Source organism: Neochlamydia sp. EPS4 (genome assembly GCF_000813665.1).
Lineage (GTDB): Bacteria > Chlamydiota > Chlamydiia > Chlamydiales > Parachlamydiaceae > Neochlamydia.
The window spans coordinates 97,283-118,820 of sequence record NZ_JSDQ01000048.1; the positions used below are offsets into that span (position 1 = coordinate 97,283).

The following is a 21,538-nucleotide window of genomic DNA, read 5'->3' on the forward strand; positions in this document are numbered from 1 at the left end:
AGGATACAAGCATGACAGACAATCAAAGAGATGAGCAGCAATTTGATAAGCTCACGATCAAAATTGCATCTGATGATATCATCAGAAATCAATGGTCGCGTGGAGAAATTAAAAAGCCTGAGACGATTAATTATCGAACTTTTAAGCCTGAAAAAGGTGGTTTGTTTTGTGAAAAGATTTTCGGTCCTACACGCGATTGGGAATGCGCTTGCGGAAAATATAAAAAAATCAAGCATAAGGGTATTGTTTGCGATCGGTGTGGTGTCGAGGTTACTCTCTCCAAAGTACGCCGCGAAAGAATGGCCCATATTGAATTAGCTGTACCAGTCGTGCATATTTGGTTTTTCAAAACTATGCCTTCGCGTATTGGAAATGTTTTAGGTATGTCTTCCACCGATTTAGAAAGAGTCATTTATTATGAAGAGTATGTAGTTACAGATCCAGGTAATACAGACCTTGAGAAAAAACAATTGCTCAACGATGTCGAATACCGAGAAGCTCAAGAACAATATGGCCGAGATTCTTTTAAAGCTAAAATGGGTGCTGAAGCTGTTGCCGATTTGCTGGCTACAGAGGATTTACAATCTGTTTTAGTTGAGTTGAAAGAAAAACTACGTAAAACTAAATCCATGCAAGCGCGCATGAAGTTAGCTAAGCGTCTTAAAATTGTAGAAAGCTTTGTTTCCTCTACTAATAAACCTGAATGGATGGTCATGGCATGTGTACCTGTCATTCCACCTGATTTAAGACCCCTTGTTCCTTTAGATGGTGGTAGATTTGCGACCTCTGATCTTAACGATCTTTACCGTCGCGTAATCAATCGCAATAATCGTCTTAAAGCTATTCTTAAGCTAAAGACCCCTGAAGTGATTATCCGTAACGAAAAACGTATGCTGCAAGAAGCTGTAGATGCTTTGTTTGATAATGGCCGTCACGGACATCCAGTGATGGGAGCTGGTAACCGCCCTCTCAAATCCTTATCAGAAATGCTTAAAGGTAAACAAGGACGTTTCCGCCAAAATCTTTTGGGTAAAAGGGTAGACTACTCGGGACGTTCAGTGATTATTGTGGGCCCTGAGCTAAAGTTTAACCAATGCGGTTTACCCAAGCTAATGGCTCTTGAATTATTCGAGCCCTTTATTGTTAAACGCTTGAAAGATTTAGGCTATGTTTATACCATACGCTCTGCTAAAAAGATGATTCAACGTCATGCACCCGAGGTGTGGGACGTCTTGGAAGATATCATCAAAGGGCATCCTGTTCTACTCAACCGGGCACCTACCTTGCACCGCCTAGGTATTCAAGCTTTCGAACCGGTACTCATAGAAGGAAAAGCTATCCGCATCCATCCTCTAGTTTGCGCTGCATTTAATGCTGACTTTGATGGAGACCAAATGGCCGTTTATGTGCCTTTATCCATTGAAGCACAATTGGAAGCTAAGCTTTTGATGATGGCTCCGGATAATATCTTCTTGCCTTCCTCGGGTAAACCCGTAGCTGTCCCTTCGCAAGATATGACCCTCGGCCTTTATTATTTAATGCATGATCCTCTTTATTTTCCTGAAGAGCATGGACAGAAAATACGTATCTTCCGAGACGCTCAGGAAGTGTTAATGGCTTTAAATGCAAGCGGAAGTTATAACTGGTATGAAGACGAAAAAGGTGGCAAGCGTATTGATAATGAAGCCACTAATAAAGTGCATTACAGCCGTGGCGTTCGTATTCATGAGTTAATCAAAGTTAGAACAGAAGCAGGTATTATTGAAACTACACCTGGACGGGTACTTTTCAATATGATTGTACCTAAAGAAATGGGTTTTCAAAATTATAGCTTGCCTAAGAAAAAGATGTCAGAGCTAGTCATGGATTGTTATAAAAAAGCTGGGTTGGAAGCCACAGTACGTTTTCTTGACAATCTAAAATCCTTAGGTTTTTCTGAAGCCACCAAAGCTGCTTTATCGATGGGAGTATGCGATGTACGCATTCCTGAGATTAAAGGTAAAATTTTACAAGAAGCTCATGAGCGTGTAGCCCAAGTTAAAAAGCAGTATGAAGAAGGGATTATCACCGATGGAGAGCGACACTCTAAAACTATCAGTATTTGGACAGAAGTCTCTGAACAAGTTTCTGAAGAATTATTTAAACTTGTCGGAGAAGTCAAAGAATCCAAACGTAATCCTTTGTATATGATGTTAGATTCCGGCGCACGTGGTAACAAGTCACAGATTAGGCAGTTAGGTGCATTGCGTGGTTTGATGGCAAAGCCATCAGGCGCAATTATCGAATCGCCTATTACCTCAAACTTCCGCGAAGGGTTAACTGTTCTTGAATATTCGATCTCTTCTCACGGTGCCCGTAAAGGTCTGGCAGATACAGCTTTGAAAACTGCTGACTCCGGCTATCTTACTCGTCGTTTAGTTGATGTGGCCCAAGATGTGATCATCACCGAAGAGGATTGCGGAACTTTAAATGGTATTGAAGTATCGGCTATTAAGCAAGGGCAGGAGGAGTTATTGCCTTTAAAAGATCGTATTTTTGGCCGTACTGTCTCTGATGAAATTTATCTGCCCGGTGATAGCACAAAATTATTGGCTAGAGCAGGCGATATTTTGACTATTCTGCAAGCCGAGGCTATTGATGACTCAGGTATTGAGCATATTAGAATTCGTTCGGTGTTAACCTGCGAAACGCGCCGGGGAGTATGTTCAAAGTGCTACGGCCTTAACTTGGCAAATGGGCGAACTGTTGGGCAGGGTGAAGCAGTAGGCATTATTGCCGCACAGTCTATTGGTGAGCCTGGTACACAGCTGACCATGCGTACTTTCCACTTAGGTGGTATCGCCTCAGCAAGTGTAAGCCCTGAGATTATTACCGAACAAGAAGGAATAGTCATCTATACGGATCTTCGCGTCGTACAAAATGATGAAGGATTGTGGATTGCCTTGAACAAAAATGGGTCTTTAAACATTGTACGAGATGAAGGACGCACGATTGAAGAATATAAAAAATTGCTTAGCACAAAATCAATTGAAGCTCTTCAAACTTTCACGGTAGAATTAGGTACAAAAATTTTAGTGCCCGATGGATCAAAAGTGAAACTAGGTAAGAAAATTGCTGAGTGGGAGCAACATAATATTCCAATTATTTGCGATCGCCCGGGCTACGTTAAATATGAAGATCTTGTGGAAGGTATCTCTACCGAACGAGATGTTAATAAGCAAACGGGTCAGACGGAATTGGTTGTCAAGCAGCACCGTGGTGAGCTTCATCCTCAAATTGTAATCTACGCCGATAAGGAATGTACAGAGCTTGTAGGTACTTATCCTATTCCTTCTGGAGCTATTATTTCAGTAGCTGAAGGGCAATATTCGAGTGGTGGTAAGCTTCTTGCTAGATTGCCTCGTGGAGCCTTGAAAACGAAAGATATTACAGGGGGTCTTCCTCGTGTGGCTGAGCTCTTTGAAGCTCGCAAGCCGAAAGATTCTGCAGAAATAGCTAAAATTGACGGGGTGGTAGATTTTCGTGGTGTACAAAAGAACAAGCGAATAGTCGTAGTACGAGATGAAGTATCAGGAATGGAAGAAGAACATCTCATTTCTCACACTAAGCACTTAATCGTTCAGCGTGGCGACCATGTTATTAAGGGCCAACAGCTGACTGATGGCATAGTCATCCCTCATGAAATTCTTGAAGTGTGTGGGGTACGGGAACTGCAGAAATATCTTGTTAATCAAGTACAAGAGGTTTACCGTCTTCAAGGTGTGGATATCAATGATAAACATATTGAGATTATTGTACGCCAGATGCTCAAAAAAGTGCGTGTGCTGGATCCAGGCGATACAAGTATGTTGTTTGGTGAAGAGGTAGACAAGCGAGAATTTGAGCAAGAAAATAATAAGGTGATTAAAGAGGGCGGTAAAGCCGGGCAAGGAGTTCCTGTCCTGTTGGGTATTACAAAAGCTTCATTGAGCACCGAATCCTTTATTTCAGCTGCTTCTTTCCAAGATACTACCCGTGTATTGACAGAAGCTGCTTGTGCAGGCAAGACTGACTATTTGATGGGCTTTAAAGAAAACGTCATTATGGGACACATTATCCCGGGCGGAACAGGCTTTGCCTATCATAAGCGAGTTAAAAAGTTTGTCGACAAAGAGCACGAGGAAGAGTTGTTGTTTGACTTTGAAGATGAACCTGTAGAAGTTTCTGTGTAAAATAATAAAGCTTCTACCTTCACTGCCTTTAAAAAGAGGGAGTGATTCTCTACCCTTTGCCAAGCGTATTAACTATCCATCAAGAGTCTATACTTGATGGATAGTTTTTTTATTTAGCAAGAAGCTAAAAAGCTTATCTTTCTTTCTAGTCGCCTTAATACTAGGGCAGCCTAGATAACTCCATTTTTTAAAGTCATGGCTACTAGGTCTAATTTAAAGTGTGTATTTCAAAGAGGATTCGTGTTATCCTCAGTAGCTTAAAGCTTATCCCAAACTATTCTTAATCATAAACTTTTAAATAGCTTATACGCTGCTATAGAGTTTGGAAAGTTGCCGTTAATAGGAATGAGAAATAAAAAGGACTGATTTTTGTAGTAGAGGGATGGGTTTTTTTATGGCACCATTCTATTTTTAATTTTGCAAATGTAAACAAATATTTCCAAGCTTTTTAAGCAAAATTTTTTTGCTGCTCCTTTGCCTTGTAGGTCCTAACTAGGCTTATCGTTTTGCGACTGCTCTTTTAATCCAGGAAAGTTGTGCGGAAAGATAGACAAAAAAGATAGACACTAAAGAGAAAAACAAGCTTTACCCACCTATGAAAAGCTTATAGGTAAAAAGTTTATAAAGTTTTTAATAGAATCTGAAAAAGACTTTAAACTTCCTACCTCGATTGACTAGTGTGAGTAGCTACCTTAGAAAGATAAGCTATAGCTATCAGCCATATATTGCTCGAGTTTAACCAAATCTTCAGCAAATTTGCGTATACCCTCAGCTAATTTTTCTGTAGCCATTGCATTGTCATTTAACATTAAACGAAAACTTTTCTCATCCAGATTAATTTTTTCTAAGTTCAAATGACGAGCTTGATCAGCATTAAGCTTACGAGGAACAGGGCCTTGAGTATTTTTAAGCTTTTCTAAAAGAGAAGGGGCTATTGTTAGTAAATCGCAGCCGGCAAGTTCAAGAATTTCATCGACATTGCGGAAGCTTGCACCCATCACTTGCGTTTTGTATCCAAATTTCTTCAAGTAATTGTAAATTTGGGTAACGGATTGAACACCTGGATCTTCTGAAGGTGCATAACTACTTGCATTTTCATTCTTTTTATACCAGTCTAAAATGCGCCCTACAAAAGGAGAGATAAGGGTAGCTTTGACGTCCGCACAAGCTATTGCTTGTGGTAAGCTGAATAATAGAGTCATATTACAATGAATGCCTTCATTTTCAAGTTCTTGTGCTGCTCGTGTGCTTTCCCAGGTAGAAGCTAATTTGATAAGCACGCGTTCCTTTTTGATCCCTGCTTCTTCATATAATTTTATAAGAGTATGTGCTCTACGAATGCTCTCATCCCTATCAAATGAAAGACGGGCATCCACTTCCGTTGAAACTCGTCCGGGAACAAGTCGTAAAATTTCTACCCCAAAGTTAACGAATAACTTGTCCATCATTAAAGTACGCATTTCTTTAGAATTGGCAGCTTTCTTTTTAGCGTATTGGACAGCGTCATCAAGCAAATGTTTATACTGCGATTGTTGGGTAGCAGCCAAAATTAAGGAGGGATTAGTTGTAGCATCTGTAGGGGTAAACTTTTTTATAGTCTCAATGTCGCCCGTATCTACCACAATAGTAGTTATTTGTTTAAGCTGTTCAAGTTGACTAGACATGATGAATTTCCTTTTCTAAGGGAGTATCTTTAAGAGGTTCTATACGAAACCGGATGCTAACAGGTTGATCACCTATTAGCAAGTCTAAACTAGAAGTAAAGCGCGTGAGTAGCAATTTATAAGGAATTTTGACATGTTTATCTAAAAGATCAATCCCTACTACCGTATTGCCTAAAATCTCTTCTGAATCGATAATTTGGCGGCACAGTAAAGCAAATTTTTTAAGTTGCCTAATCAGTGTTTCATCTTGGAAAACATATTTTTTATGGCAGCTAGGGCATTGGATGCTATGACTAAGCTGATCAAGTTCAAAAATCGAGAATGAGACTTGTTGCTGACATTGTTGGCAATCAAACTGAAGAATATGTCCTTTTTGCATAATTGTTCCTTTTTTTTCACAATTTTACAGCTTACCTAGGAATAGAGCAAACTTTTTTAGTCATTTTGAGAGGCTAAACTAGAAATACTTGCTAGGATTATCTAAATTAGCTAGTTAGAGTTTGAAAGAGAGCAAATTTACAGAAATTGTGAAACTTTTGTTATAATAATTTATGGAAAGAAAAATTGTCTAAATACTATTTGTGCTCTTGGTAGAATTAGAGGTCTCATGCAAGAAAGCGTACTCTGTAGATCCTTCGTATTTCCCTGGGAAGCCTCAGAGTTTTAAATGTATGGAGTAAAAAATATAGAAAGTGTTCTCTTTTGAAAGAAAATTGCTAAATGAACTTTTACTTGGATCAACTACGACACTAGCTAGATGAAAAAAGTGAACAAGGAAAATTGAAGGATTTATTTAATTGTTTCTAAAGCAAAGCAAAAAATAGATTTCTGATCAAAGAAGAGTTGCCGTTGTTGTTCTGAGCTTTTTTAATGGCTTCTTCAAGGGAGTGCCCATTGTATGGGTTGCCATGGATGGTTCTAACATCTAAAGCTAGCCCTTCTTGATGAGTAATGACTAGCAAAGCTTTGCAGCTAAATTCATATTTTTTTCCACTTTGCCTTTAGCAATACACTCTTCATGGGGCTCATGCAGGCTGTACACTTTACGAAAATCATTTCTTTGTTGAGCATAAATACGCTTGATAGTTTCTAAAAAAAACTTTCTGGCTCAAAGGTTTGCTCTTCTGTCTTTCTTTCAAAATCGCGTATTAGCCTTCCTAAATAGTTATTCAGCCTTTTTTCTTCTCTTTTAGCTGCTTCCATCCAATCAATTTGGATAGCTGGATAAGAGGATGATCTGGATTAAGTTCATCACTAAAGCGGGATTTAAAAAGACGGCCTTGTTGGTTATCTAGCTTGATTGGTTGCATAGCAAACTGTGCAAGAAATTAACAGCTTTGAAGTGATTTATGCGTAAAGAAGTCATAGTAACTAGGAGAAAAAAGGCTCTCAAAATCTAGTTTAAGCAAGAAACACTCTTTAAATCATGTCGAACTAAGTTAGCTTGCTGTAATGGGCTATAAAATGCTCGTTGGTAAGTACGGTCGATCGATTGGATACAAATATTGTTACTTTTTTATGATCAAGAAGTGAGGAGATGATTAATAAACACGCCTTTTCTGGTAATAATATACGCTGGTTACCTTGGAGAAGAAAGGCCGAATAGCAGTGCTCTTGATCATCCACATGAATAGCGACGGGAAGAATAGCGTGTCCAGACGAGTCTTTTTGCTCAGCTTGAAATTCTAAACCTTTAGCATTAAGGTAGATTAACTTTTCCCGAGAGGTTTTAATGATATCTACCTCTACTTCAGAAAATTCATTCTCAGGAGGAAGGTATAAACGTGATCCTGTAAATTCGCAAGAGGAGGCTTTATTGCATTTAAGCTTCCACTGCCTCATAGATGTTGAACAGGAGGAGAGTAAAACGAGCAAGAAAAGGGCTAGACGGGCCCCTTTCTTTGTAATCTTTTTGCATGGTCGTATTATTTCATGCATTATGATGTAAATTAATGCGCGTGGCCGTGTCCATGTCCGTGGCTTCTATTCTGTACTGCTACAGCAATAATAGCAACAGCTGCAATGGTTCCAAGTGCAATCGCTGGAGCTAAGCTATGGGCTTGGCGAGATTCTTCATAGCAAATTCCACCTACGTTGCTAACATATTCTTGAGCATTGATATCTACAGTGGAACCACATATCGCTAACAGAGTTGTCAAGGCAATCATCTTTTTGAATTTTTTCATGTTTACGTACTCCTTTGGTACCTGGTGTTGGTGTTAAAAATTATAAATATATGCGTCAATGCTGTTATGGCATATAAAATCATTTTCTGCAATTTTTTTTCTTTCCTTTAATATTAGCTTTTGAGGAAAAATTTTTTTTCTCCTTGTGTATCAGAGAGATATAAAGTTAAAAATCTTCTTTTTCTTTTGCTGTTTTCCTTCTAATTCAGTAGCTTAGTGTAATAGTTTGCAATTAAAGCGTTTTGTTCTTCATTGCTGAGCTCATTATAATTGCTTTTTAGCATGGTTTTAAATGGGCTCCAATGATTGCTCTGAAACTCAGGGTTGTGAAAAATTTGCTCTTTCCAGTTAGCTTGAGAGAGAAAAGAGGGTGTAGCCTGTGCCTTAGCTAAAGCCGCTTCGAAAGCCTTTTGAATTTTTGCAAAAGTACTTTCAAGATGGGCTTTTTTCATAGGATCTTTTACAACATCTAAAATGTCATCATAGATCTGTAAGGAGCGTAAGGCTTTGTAAAACTCCTGATAAAACCTGCCGAATTCATTTTTAGCTGCAGTCGCAGTCAGGACATAAGCGCACTTGTTTCTGACAATAATAGCATGCATAAGTTTTTCTCCGCCCCATTTTGAGCGCATTTCGACTTGCGATAAACTAGCCTCGCCTGCTTTTGTTTTTAACATCCCCAAGTCTTTCCAACTATCTCCATGCGCCTCATTAATTCTCTTTACACTTTTCAAGTAATCCTTAAGTGTGCCATTATAAGGTTCAATCATTAAATTCATGGTTGGAGGCATTTCATTTTGCACTTTAGGCCCAACTACCATATATTTGATATGCGAAGATAAAGCCTCTTGGTCCGCTGCCAGCCATCCCTTGGGTGGAATGAAAATAGCTATACTAGGGGAGTCAGAACTGCGGCCTATTCTTGAAGAGACCAATTCTTCAACGGCCTCTAATCGGCTAAGTAAAGTTAGACTCAAACCTATTAAAGAAATAGAGTGTAAAAATTTATATAATTTTTTCATAGGTCCTTAAGTAGGAGAAACTAGATAATTTATTACCATGGGAGATATATTTTTAGCGAGCAAAATGTCTTGAAAAAATCTAAGTAAGCAAAATAACATTCCGAATAACAATGGCTCTTTTCCCCTTTGGCATCTTTATTTTTTAAAGCTGTCAGATTTATATAATGAGAGATAACACCGCTAGAGGATGAGTACAATGAAGACACTAGAAAAAGGTCAAGATAAAATAAAAAAAATTTCCGAGCAATTAAGAAGCGAGATTTTAGAACCTGCAAAAGAAGAAGCTAAAAAAATCATCCAAGAAGCTGAGCAAAAAGCTGATCATATCATTGGAGAAGCCGAAAAACATGTGGAAACTTTAATTCAGGCTGGACGTAAAACTCTTGAACAAGAACGCCATGTATTCCATTCATCTCTACAACAAGCCTCTAAGCAATCTTTAGAAGCCCTCAAGCAAGCAATCGAGCATAATCTTTTTAATGATCAACTCCATACGCTACTTAATCAGTCAACGATTAACCCCCGAGTGATCGCTGATCTAATTGCTGCTTTGATAAAAGCCATAGAGAAGGAAGGACTAGCCGGAGATTTGTCGGTCGTTGTGCCGCATACTGTCTCTACTCAAGAAGTCAATGATTTACTAGCTGATGGTATCCTTAAGCGCTTGAAAGATCAAAGTGTGGTGGTAGGAGACTTTAAAGGCGGAGTAAGAATAAAATTCATTGACAAAAGCTTAACAATCGATATGAGTGATGAAACTTTGAAAGATTTAATCTCACGTTATGTACGTAAAGACTTTCGCAAATTCTTTTTTGGTAGTTAAGCGCTATGAATCGTCAATATTATTTTGTAGGAACCTTATTACCTCCTCTTCATTTAGGTGAAAAGCCTGACATAAGTTGGAGAGATTTGCAAAGATTGCTAGTGGATAATCTGTCTGAAGCTGACTATGCCCAAACCCAAGTTTTAAGGCGTTATTATGATCTCCTTAATATTCGTTCTTATCTAAAAAAAGAACCTATCGATAAATATGGTAACCTAGACTTGAACGAGCTAGAAGAAACCCTAGTAGATGAGGCGGCTTTATTTCCTTCTTATATGATGGAATATCTAGAGCGCTATGAGAGCAAAGAAGCTCGTATTGATCATTTTCCGCAGCTTATGGCAGCTTTTTTCAGAGAAGAGGTGGCAAGCACTCAAGGCTTTCTAAAAAGTTACCTTAGTTTTGAGAGAAACTTACGACTCATTCTAACCGCCTATAGAGCAAAAAGATTAGAACGCGATATGGCTAAAGAGCTTCAATTTGAAAATTTCGAGGAAGATATAGTGGTGCAATTAATTTCTCAAAAAGATTCTAAAACATTTGAGCCTCCAGCAGGTTTTGAGGAATTAAAAGCCATTCTGGATGAGAAATATAATACTCCTTTAGCTTTACAAAAAGCATTAAATGAATATCGTTTAAAAGCCCTTGAAAAGATAAGAAGCTTAAATGTCTTTTCCTTTGATAGCATATTAGCTTATCTAGCTAGCTTTATTCTCGTTGAGAAGTGGAGTGCTTTAGACAAAGAACAGGGATTACAAATTGTGGATACTATCATTAAAGGAAAACTATGACCGCTAATACAACAGTAGAACAAGAAAAAATAAGCTCGAGTAAAGGAAAAGTTGTTAAAGCATTTGGCAACTTACTGCAGGTGCAATTTGAAGGTCATATTCGTCAGGGCGAGATAGCTATGGTTCAGGTGCAGGGCATTGAGCTTAAGGCAGAGGTAATTGAAATTATTGGAAACGAAGCTAAAGTTCAAGTGTATGAAGATACAATGGGGATTGAATATGGCACTCCCGTTAGATTCATGGGAGAGCTGCTTGAAGCTGAGTTGGGCCCTGGCCTGTTAACCTCTATTTTAGATGGTCTTCAAAATCCTTTGGAAAATGTGGCGGATGTAGCAGGCTTTTTTTTATCAAGGGGGGTCTATCTTCCTGCCTTGGATAGGCAACGCCATTGGGAATATCTACCTGTAGCTAAGATAGGCGATGTTCTAACAAGAGGAGATACCCTAGGCACCACTATTGAAGAGCGCTTCAAGCATCATATCATGTTACCTTTTTCCCATTTTGGAAAATATAAAATCACTTGGGTCATTAAGCCAGGGACTTACTGTATTGATACTGTAGTAGCTAAGGCAACGGATGAAAACGGCCATGAGCATCAGTTTACAATGGTACAAAAATGGCCGATTAAAAATTCACTATTTGAGGGTGAAAAAATTAAACCTTCTAAAATGATGGACACGGGCTTAAGAATTATTGATACACAATTTCCTTTGATGAAAGGAGGCACTTTTTGCAGCCCAGGGCCATTTGGAGCAGGTAAGACAGTACTTCAACATCACCTTTCAAAATTTTCTTCCGTAGACATCGTTGTTCTGGTAGCCTGCGGGGAACGTGCAGGCGAAGTGGTAGAAATTTTGCGAGAGTTTCCTCATTTAATCGATCCCCATACCGATCAAACTTTAATGACTCGTACAGTAATTATATGTAATACTTCTTCCATGCCTGTTGCGGCACGCGAATCATCAATCTATATGGGTATTACCATTGCTGAATATTATCGTCAAATGGGCTTAGATATTCTTCTGTTAGCTGATTCTACTTCTCGCTGGGCGCAAGCTCTAAGAGAGATGTCTGGACGGCTTGAAGAGATTCCTGGCGAAGAGGCCTTCCCTGCCTATCTAGCCTCTCGTATTGCTGATTTTTATGAGCGCTCAGGAGCTGTTTCTTTAAAAAATGGAAAGCAAGGTTCAGTCACTATTGGAGGAGCTGTATCACCCGCAGGAGGTAACTTTGAAGAACCTGTAACCCAAGCAACTTTAGCGGTTGTAGGAGCGTTTTTAGGTCTTTCAAGGGAACGTTCTGATTCTCGAAGATATCCAGCGATTGATCCTTTGATCTCTTGGTCTAAGTATATCGATCAAGTAAGTCAGGAACTTGACGAGGAATGTGAAGGGTGGGGAGAGATGGTCCAGACAGCGGAAATGATCTTACGCAAAGGCTATGAAATTGGTAAGCGTATGGAAGTAGTCGGCGAGGAGGGCACCGCGATTGAAGACATGGTGATCTTCCTGAAGGCCGAACTTTATGATTTTGCTTATTTACAACAAAATGCTTTTGATAAAGAAGATGCTTATTCTCCTCTCAAAAGGCAGATTGCTACTTTTAAATTAATCAACAAAATTTTTGGCAAGCCCTTTAGATTTACTACTCATCATGAGGCACGCCAATATTTTCTCAGCCTTCAGAACCAGATAAAAAATATGAATTTTATGTCGACAACTTCAAGCCACTATCGTGAAACATTTGCCCGTATTGAGCAACTTATTGAAAAAGCAAACTAAAAGGTCAGCTGAGATGAAAAAAGTCTATGAAAGAATTAATGACATGCGGGGAAATCTGATTACTCTTATCGCGACGGATGTCAGCTTAGGAGAGTTAGCCCGAATTGACTTGCAAGATGGGCGCAGCGTCTATGCTTCCGTCTTAAGGATTGAGGGAGAGCGGGTGACCTTACAAGTCTTCCAAAATACGCGCGGTATCTCTACTCAGGATAAAGTGATTTTTTTAAAGCGCCAGATGCAAGCTGCTTTTGGTGATGCTCTTTTAGGACGTCGATTAGGTGGTTCTGGCCTTCCCATTGATGGAGGTCCAGAAATTTTTGGCGAAAGTATCAACATTGGTACTCCCTCATTTAATCCTGTCAAGAGAATCGTCCCTCGTCAAATGGTACGTACTAACATCCCCATGATCGACGTCTTTAACTGCTTAGTTAAATCCCAAAAAATACCCATTTTTTCAGTGGCAGGCGAACCTTATAATCCTCTTTTAATGCGCATTGCTAATCAAACCGATGCAGACGTCGTGATTTTAGGGGGCATGGGGCTTACATTTAAAGATTATCAAGCCTTTATTGATAATGCTGAGGCTTCAGGTTCATTAAATAAAACCGTTATGTTTATCCATCGGGCTACAGATCCGGCGGTAGAGTGTTTGCTTGTACCAGATATGGCTCTCGCTTGCGCTGAAAGATTTGCTATTGAGGGCAAACATGTTCTAGTTTTGCTAACAGACATGACTTCTTTTGCAGATTCGATTAAAGAAATAGCCATCACCATGGACCAAGTTCCTTCAAATAGAGGCTACCCAGGCTCCTTATATTCTGATTTAGCTTCTCGATATGAAAAAGCTGTCTTAATTGAAGGGAGTGGCTCTATCACTATTGTAGGAGTTACCACGATGCCTGGAGATGATGTGACTCATCCAGTACCTGACAATACGGGCTATATTACTGAAGGCCAGTTTTATCTTCATAATCGTCAAATTGATCCCTTTGGCTCACTCTCTCGCTTAAAGCAGCTAGTGATTGGCCATGTGACTCGAGAAGATCATGGGGATCTAGCCAATGGCATGATTCGGCTTTACGCAGAATCTAAGAAAGCTAAAGAGCGTCAAGGCATGGGTTTTAAGCTCTCTCATTGGGATGAGCAGCTGATTCATTATGCGCAGTTATTTGAAGAGCGTATGATGAAATTAGAAGTAAATCTTACTATCGAAGAAGCTTTGGACTTAGGATGGCGTATTCTAGCTGAATGTTTCAAATCCGAGGAAATCGGTATTAAACAAGCTTTAGTGACCAAATATTGGCCTTCTAATGTAGGGACAGAGGTAGGATAAAGGCAGAAAGAAGGGAGTAAAATTAGCTGGCAAAATTATTTACAACAATACAACTTAAACGGTTAAAAATGTTGTGACCTTCTTTTTTTGCTCGTTAATTTTTTAACGTGTTTGGATTGTGGGCTATCGAATCTGCTGGGATAGATGCTTAAATAATGTAGGAGTGAAAGTTGGCCGAATTTAAGTTAACGAAAAACGAACTTAGAATGCAGCAAAATAAGCTAGCGCAGTTACAAAAATACTTGCCTACGCTCCAGCTTAAAAAAGCCATGCTACAAATTGAAGTCAATGAAGCGCGTTCTGAAATTTTGAAATTAGAACATCACTATCATTCATTGCGCCTCGAAGTTAAAAGCTATGCAGAGCTCTTGTCTGATAAGTCAGAAATTGACCCAATGGGTGCTGCAAATATACTGGCCATCCATAAGCATTATGAAAATATTGCTGGAGTGGAAGTCCCTTATTTTGAAGGGATTGATTTTGCTGATTTTCATTACTCTTTATTTGACACCCCACCTTGGTTAGATGGAGTAGTGCTCGGTGTGCGCGGCTTAGCAGAGGCTCAGGTAAAAATTGATATTGCCCAGGAAAAGAAAGCCGCCTTAGAAAATGAATTACGTGAAGTCGCTATTCGCGTAAACCTTTTTGAAAAAATCCTTATCCCGCGAGCTCTTAGTAATATCAAAAAAATCAAAGTATTTCTGGGAGATCAACTGCTTGCTGCCGTATCGCGTGCTAAAGTGGCTAAATCTAAAATTGAGGGCCATAAAAAGCATTTATTAGAACAAAGAGCTCTTCAAGCAGGAGAACAGCTATGAGAGTTGACCTAGAAAAGTTTCTTATTGTCGGTCTAGAAGAGCAGCGGGCTTATTTTTTTGAGGAAGCTCAAAAAGCTGGGCTTATTCATTTTATTAATCCCCATCCTTCAGGCACACAAGAGCTTCCCTCTTCTATTCAAGAGACGCTAGCTGCTATAAAGATCTTACGTGGCTTGCCTTTAATGGAACAGGAGGAAGTAGAAGAATATGAGCTTGCTGATAATTGGGTTAACGAGATCATTCAGTTAAATCAGGAATTAATTAAGCTTACTGAAGAGGAAAGGCTGACCCATCTTGAAATTATACGTGTTGAAGCGTTTGGGGATTTTTCCCATGAGGATATAGCTTTTATTGAAAGGGAAGGAAAACGAACTATACAATTTTTCGCTGCTAAAACTGGAACCGCAGAACGCGAGGATCTTCCGCAAGAGCTGATTGTTATTAATAGTAATCATCATGGCCTAGATTACTTTATCTCTATCAGCAAAGAGTCGCTTCAGTATGACGGTTTGAGTGAGATGCAGATTCCTCATACGGCAAGCCAATTAAAAAAACGTTTAGTTTTCCTTAAAAAAGAGATCCGCAACGTTGAACATCGCCTCAAGGATTATGCTAAATATAACAGTTTTTTACATCGCGTTCTACTATTCAGATTTAATAGCTATCATCTCCAGGCGGCGGCAAGCTATTCCTCGGAGCCTTTGGAAGGCTTTTTATTTGCTGTTACAGGATGGATTCCTGTAGATAAAAGAGCTGATTTAAGGCTATTGGCCGAAACAACGGATGTGCATATCGAACAAGTCGCTATAGAGCCAGGCGAAATTGTTCCCACCTACCTTGAGAATACAGGGTATGAGAAGATTGGAGAAGATCTAGTTGATATTTATGACACACCTTCCTCTACTGATAAAGATCCCTCCTGGTGGGTTTTAACATCATTTACCGTCTTTTTTGCGATGATCGTGGGTGATGCGGGGTATGGTTTGATCTTTTTACTGATGGCCCTATTCATCCGTTATAAATATGCCAATTTGAAAGGCTTAGGGCATCGCATATGGAAGCTTGCTCTCATCCTAAGTGTAGCATGTATGGCTTGGGGTGCCTTGACGGCTTCATATTTTGGCATTCATCTAGATATTCACAGTCCTATCAGAAAGATATCTTTAATCCATCGGCTGGTAGAAAAAAAAGGGGAGTATCATTTTTATCATAAAGATGATGTATATGAAGAATTTGTCCAAGAAATTCCTAAATTAAAAGAATCTAAAACACCCACAGAATTTTTTGATAATGCCACGGTAATCAAGAAAGGAAAAGTTGAGCACCCGATGTATTTTAGATTCTACGATAATATTCTTTTCGAGATGGCTTTAATGGTCGGAGTCATTCATATCATTCTTTCCCTCCTTAGATATCTCGATCGTAATTGGAGTGCTATAGGATGGGTAATATTTATGCTTGGCGCTTATCTGTATATTCCTCATTACCTGAATGCTACCTCAATTATTCATTTTGCATTTGGCGTGCCCAAATCAGTGGGGGAAGGTGGAGCCTATCTTGTCGGCGGAGGAATATTGGTAGCCTTTATTTTAGGCCTATGCCAACATCGTTGGAAAGGTTTTCTTGAGCCTATGACCGTTATCCAGATTTTTGCCGATGCGATGTCTTATTTACGTATTTACGCTCTTGGCTTAGCAGGAGCAATGGTTAGCTCTACCATTAATGAATTTGCCAGTGCTACTTTCTTTGCCATAGGTGCAGTTCTCTTTATACTCGGACATGCGACTAATATTGTTTTAAGCATTATGGGAGGTGTCATTCATGGCTTACGTCTTAATTTTCTTGAGTGGTATCACTATTCATTCGAGGGTGGCGGCAAAAAATTCAATCCTTTACGCCTTATAAGCAAAGATAAAGATTAACATTTTCAATCATCAATTAGGAGAATTATCATGGATTTTAGCATGGCAGGACCTGCAATAGCTCTTGGACTTAGTTTGATTGGCAGTTGTATTGGCTGTTATATTGCAGGCGCTGCTTCTCATGCGGCGATGAGCCGAACAGAAGAAGGACACGGTAAGTTTATTGGTATGTCTGCTGCTCCTTCCTCTCAATGTATCTACGGTTTTTTGGAGATGCTGCTAATGAGCAGAGCTATTCAAGAAGGGACACTTTCTCCCTTATCAGCGATATTTATTGGACTAAGTGCTGGTGGTGCCATCATGCTTTCCGCTATTTATCAAGGTAAAGTTTGCGCGACAGGCATTCAAGCTACTTTAAAAGAGCCTTCCTTATTTGGTAAATGCTTTGCCGCTATCGGTATTATCGAATCAGTTTCTCTTTTTGCTTTTGTCTTTTCCTTATTAATCATGTAGAACTCAAATTCAGATCGTGAATAAACCTAGGCGCCGGGACTTTTTAAGCACCGTGCGCCTCTTTTTCAAAGATTCTGCTTTATTTAAAAAGTCTTTTTATACTATGGGTGTGACCGCAATTCCACATTCGGCAGGTTGTAGCGATTCCCTGATATTATACGTTTTAAAAAAACTATGTCCGCATACCCAGCCCTCTGAAAGTTGCCTCTCTACTTAATGAGAGGAATTTTATAAAGTACGGGATTACATAAGAAGTAGCTTGAAAGAGTATTATTTTATTGAGACTGGAAATTGCTTTAAGTTTTTTTAGAAAAGGCTAATTTTGTTCCTTTCAAAGCAAAGAAAGTAAGAACAGACACGATGGAAAAGTATAGTAGCACGGGTTTTGATCGCCTTGAAATTGTTTTTGCAATAGGTAACAAAATTACATGAAGGATGATGATAGTCCATATGGTCTCTTCAAATCCCAGAGCGATTATGATCAGAGGAAAAACGTCAAGTTAATGATAATTAATGGATTGGCTTTTACCTTAGGTCTTTTACATGAAAGCATACAAGAATTAATCCTTAGTTTAGACCCTACCATGAGACATGTTTTACTTGTTTTAGTTCTCTTTGGCAGAAATTAGATGACAAGGGAAATTAACTTGCGGAATGTGGTTAAAAAACAATAAAGACTTTTTTGTCCTTAACTTTCTCTATCCATTTGATATCCAGTCAAATATAAATAGCCATATAAGACAGTAAGAAAAATTATGGTTGATTATATATTATAAAGAAGGTATTATCTATCATTTAATTTTAAAAATAAATCAAATTTTAAAGTTAAGCAGAAAAATATAGCGATTTAATTAAATTACATCATTTCTTCTTCTTTTCTTAAAAGTTTAGATCTAAAAAAGAAAGTTACAAGGGTAGTTTTCAACTAATAATTTTAAAGGCGTAAAATACAAATGAATACAGTTTCTTTTCCTAGTCATTATCCAATTCGCTCATTAAGCAGTCGAGCTTTACCGTTAAGTTTAATAAAGCCTGATTCATTAAAAAAAGGGAATATAACCGTTCCTTCTTCATATTTAAAAATTATAGGGCCCTCTAGTACTAGTTTACTTAGTGATTTTTCTTACTCTTCATTTCTAAGGCGTAAAATATCTATGAGCTATTCATGTACTCGCTCTTTTACGACACGGCTACCTGGAAGGTGGCAAGAGCGGCTTATTAATTATTATAAAGAAGACAAAAAACCAGAAAATTATTATGAAGACTTAACGAAAATTCTTCTAAAAAATTTAGAGGACAAAGAGCGATTAGATTTTTTTGAAAAAAAGGGTCTTCCTATCTTTAAAAATAGTCAAGAGGATGTTGAGTATGTACTAGAATTATTAAAATATTTTTTTCCTGAGCCCATGCAACCTCAAGCAGGTGAAAAAAATCGTTGGGCTAATTATAAAATTGTTAAGTTTGAAGCATTGACAGGTTCTAGTCATACATATTCTTCTCCTTCAGCTGCCTATATTGCAGATCAGCTCTCTAAAGCTATTCTGCACATGAAATACCCTATGCCTCCCTCCATTATTGAAGTAGGAGGCATGTGTCATAATGATGCTTTTCTCTTCAATCTTCACTTAGCTAAAGAAGGTGTAAACATACATGATTATACGGGAATAGATATTCACCCAGGAATCCAGCTAGCAAACCTTTTTAATCGCTATGTGGTGCAAGCAGATCATATAAAATTTATGCATGAAAAAGCAGATCTTGCTTTAAAAAAACTATTTGAATGTTCCCATGAAAGAAACAAAGCTATAATAGCCATAAGGTTTTTATCTGCTATTGAGCCTCAAGATATGCTTGCATTCTTTAAATCCACTTCTCGATTGATGAAAGAAAATGATTTATTTATATTCAATTATACAACATATGATGAAAATATAAAGAGAATGGCAGGAAGTAAAAGCTTTTCTCTGGCTAAAGAAAAAGTAGGAGATATGTTTTTAACTGTAGTGAAACGTAAGGAGGGCCACCATGTCCAAACAGCTTTTACTTCTGCACAAATTGATAATTTAATGAGTATGCATGGCCTCAAGCGTATGGATGTAATTCAGGTAGATAAAAATATTGCAGGGGTAAGGAGAGAATTTGACCCTTATGCAAGAATAGTTGTAGCTTCAATAAAGGACTAAAAAGAATTAAAGTTATCGTAAGTGGTCACGGGGGTAGAGCTTCTTAAGCTTTTGAAGATAAGGGTTTAATGAAAATCAAAAAGTACGCTAAATTGAAATGAAAGCTATTTGCAAGCATTTTTGACTTTGTAGATGCCTGTAGAATCGCATCCAAAGCTTGGTGTACCCCGTACTCGTTTACAGCTGCGCTAATATTTAGCAAGGCATTTATTAAAATTGATTTTTTAAAAATTGTTCTGTTTTGAATTTACTATAAATGATGCAGAGAAGAGAATAAAGTTGATTTTTTGATAACAATGAATTATGGTTAAATTAAGCAGAAAGTTTAAATACTTATGCTTTTTAATTCTTTAAGCTAAAAAGATAAATCCCTCTTCTGGATAAAAGACAGCCAAATAAGGAATTAATAATTTATATTAAAAACATGTTTTCTAAGGAGAAAATGTATGACTAGCATAACAGGGTCCGTATTACGTAGTACTGCTATAGAATCTCGAGGAGCTGCCTCTCGTGTTGTAGAGCGTTATGCCCCTTTAGCTGTTACTAATCGTAAAGTTAACAACCTGCAAGCATTAAAGCTTGTTTTTCAAGAAAGTTCTTCGCAGACTACTCGTAAGCTTACGCAAAATTATAGTAAATACGTGACTGATGTGAATTATGACGAATTTCCCACGGATGTAGATTATTTAAATCCATCGGTTGAAGAAGCCCCTAAGGGAAAGAAGACTTCTAAGTAAGCTAGCCTATTGAAAAATAATTTAGCCAAGCTCCTTTGCCATCGTACAATAGGAATTAATTTAACTTAAAACTTGCTGTTGTAGGTTTTCCTATTGTACGTTAAATTTAAATGCCAAGAGCGTGGAAAATCTTTTAATTTATTTATTCGATGGCAGATATTTCTGGATTAAAAGTCTTCTAATAATGGGTGGGCAACTTTAACATACAGGCTTTTTGCTCTTTTTTTAAAATAGACTTTTTTGAGTAATTAAATCTCAATTTCATAATGGTAGATCATCACAATAAGATTAGAGCGCAAACCAAACCTTCTTCTTCGATTTCTGTATCTATCGCTTATGATTTTAAATCTTTTCAAACTCCCAATCACATTTTCGTCTACCACTCTTTCCGAAGAAATTTCTTGTTTTTGCTTTTTTTCTTCCTGAGTTAAGGGTTTTCTCTTTCTGGATTTTTTTGGTAGCCTGGAGTTTCTTTGAAGCTTTTTTATACCTGTATATTCACTATCGGTTATCGCGCAGCGGTTATCAGTCCAGCGCACCTTGCTTTCTTTAAACAACTTATAATCATGCTTTTTACCATTACTAAAGGCCGTGCAAATAACTTTTTTACTCTTCTTATCGACTATCACCTAACTTTTTAGGGTATGCCTTTTCTTTTTTCCTGAATAGAAATGCTTCTGCTTGTTGTTACGATTCCTTATATTTTTTTTCTTTAACTCTCCTCTTAGGTCGCTCTACATGTGATTCTGATGCATCTATAAGCACTACTTCGTATTCACTATCCTTTTCCAGAAGAGCTTTCTTTCCAGGAAGCGAAAATTCTCTACTTTTAATTAATGTGTCTTCCACCCATCTACATGCTCGATAACAACCACTTTCGCTCAATCTATAACTTCTACCCAAATGAAAATAAGTTCGATGCCCTCTTAAATACTCCAACGCCATCAAAAGCTTGTTTTGGATAGTTAGCCCACCTTTCCTTCCTGCTCTTCTGTATCTCCTGTTTTGTGCTTCTACTAAAATCTTGACCATTCTTTTAAATGTTTCACGCTTTACTCCCGTCAGCCTTCTAACCCGTCAGCCTTCTAAATTGTTCGGCAGACAGCACTTTAAGTTCCTCATATTTCCCCATATCTTTCTCCTTAGTTTAAAGGATAAGAAAATAGCAAAAATTTAATTAAGCAAGAAGTCTAATCGAAAACGCTGCCTTATTTTTTCTGCAATATCTTTTAAAGGATTATCCGCTAAGTGAAGCCCTTGCAGCTGAGACAGCTGCCCGATTTCTGCAGGCAGACTGGTGAGCTGGTTTTGGCTTAAATCAAGATCTAGCAGCTGAGGCAATCGCTCGATTTCTGCAGGCAGGCTGGTGAGCTGATTTTGACTTAAATCAAGCCATTGCAGCTGAGGCAGCCGCCCGATTTCTTCAGGCAGGTTAGTGAGCTGGTTTTGATTTAAGTAAAGCCATTGCAGCTGAGACAATTGACCTATTTCTGCAGGAAGGTTGGTGAGCTGGTTTTGATTTAAGTAAAGCCCTTGCAGCTTAGACAATTGCCCGATTTCTGCAGGAAGGCTGGTGAGTTGGTTTTCACTTAATTCAAGCATTTGCAGCTGAGA

At 38.3% G+C, this 21,538-nt stretch carries 18 protein-coding genes and 1 pseudogene; 10 read left to right on the forward strand and 9 right to left on the reverse strand.

Features of this window, described 5'->3' with window-relative positions; translation table 11 throughout:
* The first annotated feature begins 11 nt into the window (after positions 1-11).
* A complete protein-coding gene (gene rpoC, locus DB42_RS04925; RefSeq protein WP_044881979.1) occupies positions 12-4,211 on the forward strand; it encodes a DNA-directed RNA polymerase subunit beta' in 4,200 nt (1,399 codons plus the stop codon).
* Positions 4,212-4,903: 692 nt separating this feature from the next.
* Here the strand turns inward: rpoC and tal are convergent.
* From tal to DB42_RS04950, 7 genes are all read right to left on the reverse strand, one after another.
* Positions 4,904-5,875, reverse strand: coding sequence for a transaldolase (tal, locus tag DB42_RS04930; RefSeq protein ID WP_164480474.1), 972 nt, complete (start codon positions 5,873-5,875; stop codon positions 4,904-4,906).
* Positions 5,868-6,254, reverse strand: coding sequence for a hypothetical protein (locus DB42_RS04935; RefSeq protein WP_039385528.1), 387 nt, complete (start codon positions 6,252-6,254; stop codon positions 5,868-5,870). The genes tal and DB42_RS04935 overlap by 8 nt, the downstream gene beginning before the upstream one ends.
* Positions 6,255-6,678: 424 nt before the next feature.
* The gene (locus tag DB42_RS11190; protein ID WP_155117428.1) at positions 6,679-6,837 is read right to left on the reverse strand and encodes a hypothetical protein; all 159 of its coding nucleotides are present in this window, start codon (positions 6,835-6,837) and stop codon (positions 6,679-6,681) included.
* Positions 6,838-7,044: 207 nt separating this feature from the next.
* The gene (locus DB42_RS11195; protein WP_155117429.1) at positions 7,045-7,185 is read right to left on the reverse strand and encodes a hypothetical protein; all 141 of its coding nucleotides are present in this window, start codon (positions 7,183-7,185) and stop codon (positions 7,045-7,047) included.
* A 124-nt stretch (positions 7,186-7,309) separates the two neighbouring features.
* On the reverse strand, positions 7,310-7,813 hold the full coding sequence (locus DB42_RS04940; RefSeq protein WP_155117430.1) for a hypothetical protein: 504 nt from the start codon (positions 7,811-7,813) through the stop codon (positions 7,310-7,312).
* Positions 7,814-7,824: 11 nt separating this feature from the next.
* The gene (locus tag DB42_RS04945) at positions 7,825-8,043 is read right to left on the reverse strand and encodes a hypothetical protein (RefSeq protein WP_238578995.1); all 219 of its coding nucleotides are present in this window, start codon (positions 8,041-8,043) and stop codon (positions 7,825-7,827) included.
* 218 nt (positions 8,044-8,261) lie between these two features.
* Positions 8,262-9,083: a hypothetical protein gene (locus DB42_RS04950; protein ID WP_052436002.1), complete on the reverse strand. Its 822-nt coding sequence runs from the start codon at positions 9,081-9,083 to the stop codon at positions 8,262-8,264.
* A gap of 196 nt (positions 9,084-9,279) precedes the next feature.
* On the opposite strand from DB42_RS04950, the gene DB42_RS04955 reads away from it, so the two are divergent.
* From DB42_RS04955 to DB42_RS05000, 9 genes are all read left to right on the forward strand, one after another.
* The gene (locus tag DB42_RS04955) at positions 9,280-9,906 is read left to right on the forward strand and encodes an ATP synthase subunit E (RefSeq protein WP_044881981.1); all 627 of its coding nucleotides are present in this window, start codon (positions 9,280-9,282) and stop codon (positions 9,904-9,906) included.
* Between the two features lie 5 nt (positions 9,907-9,911).
* The gene (locus DB42_RS04960; protein WP_044881982.1) at positions 9,912-10,697 is read left to right on the forward strand and encodes a DUF2764 family protein; all 786 of its coding nucleotides are present in this window, start codon (positions 9,912-9,914) and stop codon (positions 10,695-10,697) included.
* Positions 10,694-12,478 carry a V-type ATP synthase subunit A gene (locus tag DB42_RS04965; RefSeq protein WP_039385506.1) on the forward strand — a complete coding sequence of 595 codons (1,785 nt, stop codon included), beginning with the start codon at positions 10,694-10,696 and terminating at the stop codon, positions 12,476-12,478. The genes DB42_RS04960 and DB42_RS04965 overlap by 4 nt, the downstream gene beginning before the upstream one ends.
* Positions 12,479-12,491: 13 nt before the next feature.
* Positions 12,492-13,811 (forward strand): V-type ATP synthase subunit B, encoded by a 1,320-nt coding sequence (locus DB42_RS04970; protein ID WP_042244111.1) that lies wholly within the window; start codon positions 12,492-12,494, stop codon positions 13,809-13,811.
* 170 nt (positions 13,812-13,981) lie between these two features.
* Complete coding sequence (locus tag DB42_RS04975; RefSeq protein ID WP_052436003.1) at positions 13,982-14,629, forward strand: V-type ATP synthase subunit D; 648 nt, start codon at positions 13,982-13,984, stop codon at positions 14,627-14,629.
* Positions 14,626-16,551 (forward strand): ATP synthase subunit I, encoded by a 1,926-nt coding sequence (locus tag DB42_RS04980; protein WP_044881983.1) that lies wholly within the window; start codon positions 14,626-14,628, stop codon positions 16,549-16,551. The genes DB42_RS04975 and DB42_RS04980 overlap by 4 nt, the downstream gene beginning before the upstream one ends.
* Positions 16,552-16,578: 27 nt before the next feature.
* The gene (locus DB42_RS04985; RefSeq protein ID WP_044881984.1) at positions 16,579-17,004 is read left to right on the forward strand and encodes an ATP synthase subunit C; all 426 of its coding nucleotides are present in this window, start codon (positions 16,579-16,581) and stop codon (positions 17,002-17,004) included.
* 1,154 nt (positions 17,005-18,158) lie between these two features.
* Positions 18,159-19,187, forward strand: coding sequence for a hypothetical protein (locus tag DB42_RS04995; protein WP_155117431.1), 1,029 nt, complete (start codon positions 18,159-18,161; stop codon positions 19,185-19,187).
* A gap of 446 nt (positions 19,188-19,633) precedes the next feature.
* The gene (locus DB42_RS05000) at positions 19,634-19,924 is read left to right on the forward strand and encodes a hypothetical protein (RefSeq protein ID WP_044881987.1); all 291 of its coding nucleotides are present in this window, start codon (positions 19,634-19,636) and stop codon (positions 19,922-19,924) included.
* A 248-nt stretch (positions 19,925-20,172) separates the two neighbouring features.
* Here the strand turns inward: DB42_RS05000 and DB42_RS10875 are convergent.
* Together DB42_RS10875 and DB42_RS05015 are read right to left on the reverse strand one after the other, a co-directional pair.
* Positions 20,173-20,989, reverse strand: a pseudogene (locus DB42_RS10875) (IS5 family transposase).
* A 108-nt stretch (positions 20,990-21,097) separates the two neighbouring features.
* Positions 21,098-21,538 (reverse strand): leucine-rich repeat domain-containing protein (locus DB42_RS05015; RefSeq protein ID WP_193365279.1); only part of this gene is annotated, 441 nt, incomplete at its 5' end.

Excerpts from the sequence above, each read along its gene's own strand:
- DB42_RS04960 (WP_044881982.1), top strand. The coding sequence starts at position 9,912 with ATGAATCGTCAATATTATTTTGTAGGAACCTTATTACCTCCTCTTCAT.
- DB42_RS11195 (WP_155117429.1), bottom strand. The coding sequence starts at position 7,185 with ATGCAACCAATCAAGCTAGATAACCAACAAGGCCGTCTTTTTAAATCC.
- DB42_RS05000 (WP_044881987.1), top strand. The coding sequence starts at position 19,634 with ATGACTAGCATAACAGGGTCCGTATTACGTAGTACTGCTATAGAATCT.
- DB42_RS04995 (WP_155117431.1), top strand. The coding sequence starts at position 18,159 with ATGAGCTATTCATGTACTCGCTCTTTTACGACACGGCTACCTGGAAGG.
- DB42_RS04955 (WP_044881981.1), top strand. The coding sequence starts at position 9,280 with ATGAAGACACTAGAAAAAGGTCAAGATAAAATAAAAAAAATTTCCGAG.
- DB42_RS04965 (WP_039385506.1), top strand. The coding sequence starts at position 10,694 with ATGACCGCTAATACAACAGTAGAACAAGAAAAAATAAGCTCGAGTAAA.
- rpoC (WP_044881979.1), top strand. The coding sequence starts at position 12 with ATGACAGACAATCAAAGAGATGAGCAGCAATTTGATAAGCTCACGATC.
- tal (WP_164480474.1), bottom strand. The coding sequence starts at position 5,875 with ATGTCTAGTCAACTTGAACAGCTTAAACAAATAACTACTATTGTGGTA.
- DB42_RS04950 (WP_052436002.1), bottom strand. The coding sequence starts at position 9,083 with ATGAAAAAATTATATAAATTTTTACACTCTATTTCTTTAATAGGTTTG.
- DB42_RS04980 (WP_044881983.1), top strand. The coding sequence starts at position 14,626 with ATGAGAGTTGACCTAGAAAAGTTTCTTATTGTCGGTCTAGAAGAGCAG.
- DB42_RS04935 (WP_039385528.1), bottom strand. The coding sequence starts at position 6,254 with ATGCAAAAAGGACATATTCTTCAGTTTGATTGCCAACAATGTCAGCAA.
- DB42_RS04945 (WP_238578995.1), bottom strand. The coding sequence starts at position 8,043 with ATGATTGCCTTGACAACTCTGTTAGCGATATGTGGTTCCACTGTAGAT.
- DB42_RS04970 (WP_042244111.1), top strand. The coding sequence starts at position 12,492 with ATGAAAAAAGTCTATGAAAGAATTAATGACATGCGGGGAAATCTGATT.
- DB42_RS04940 (WP_155117430.1), bottom strand. The coding sequence starts at position 7,813 with ATGCATGAAATAATACGACCATGCAAAAAGATTACAAAGAAAGGGGCC.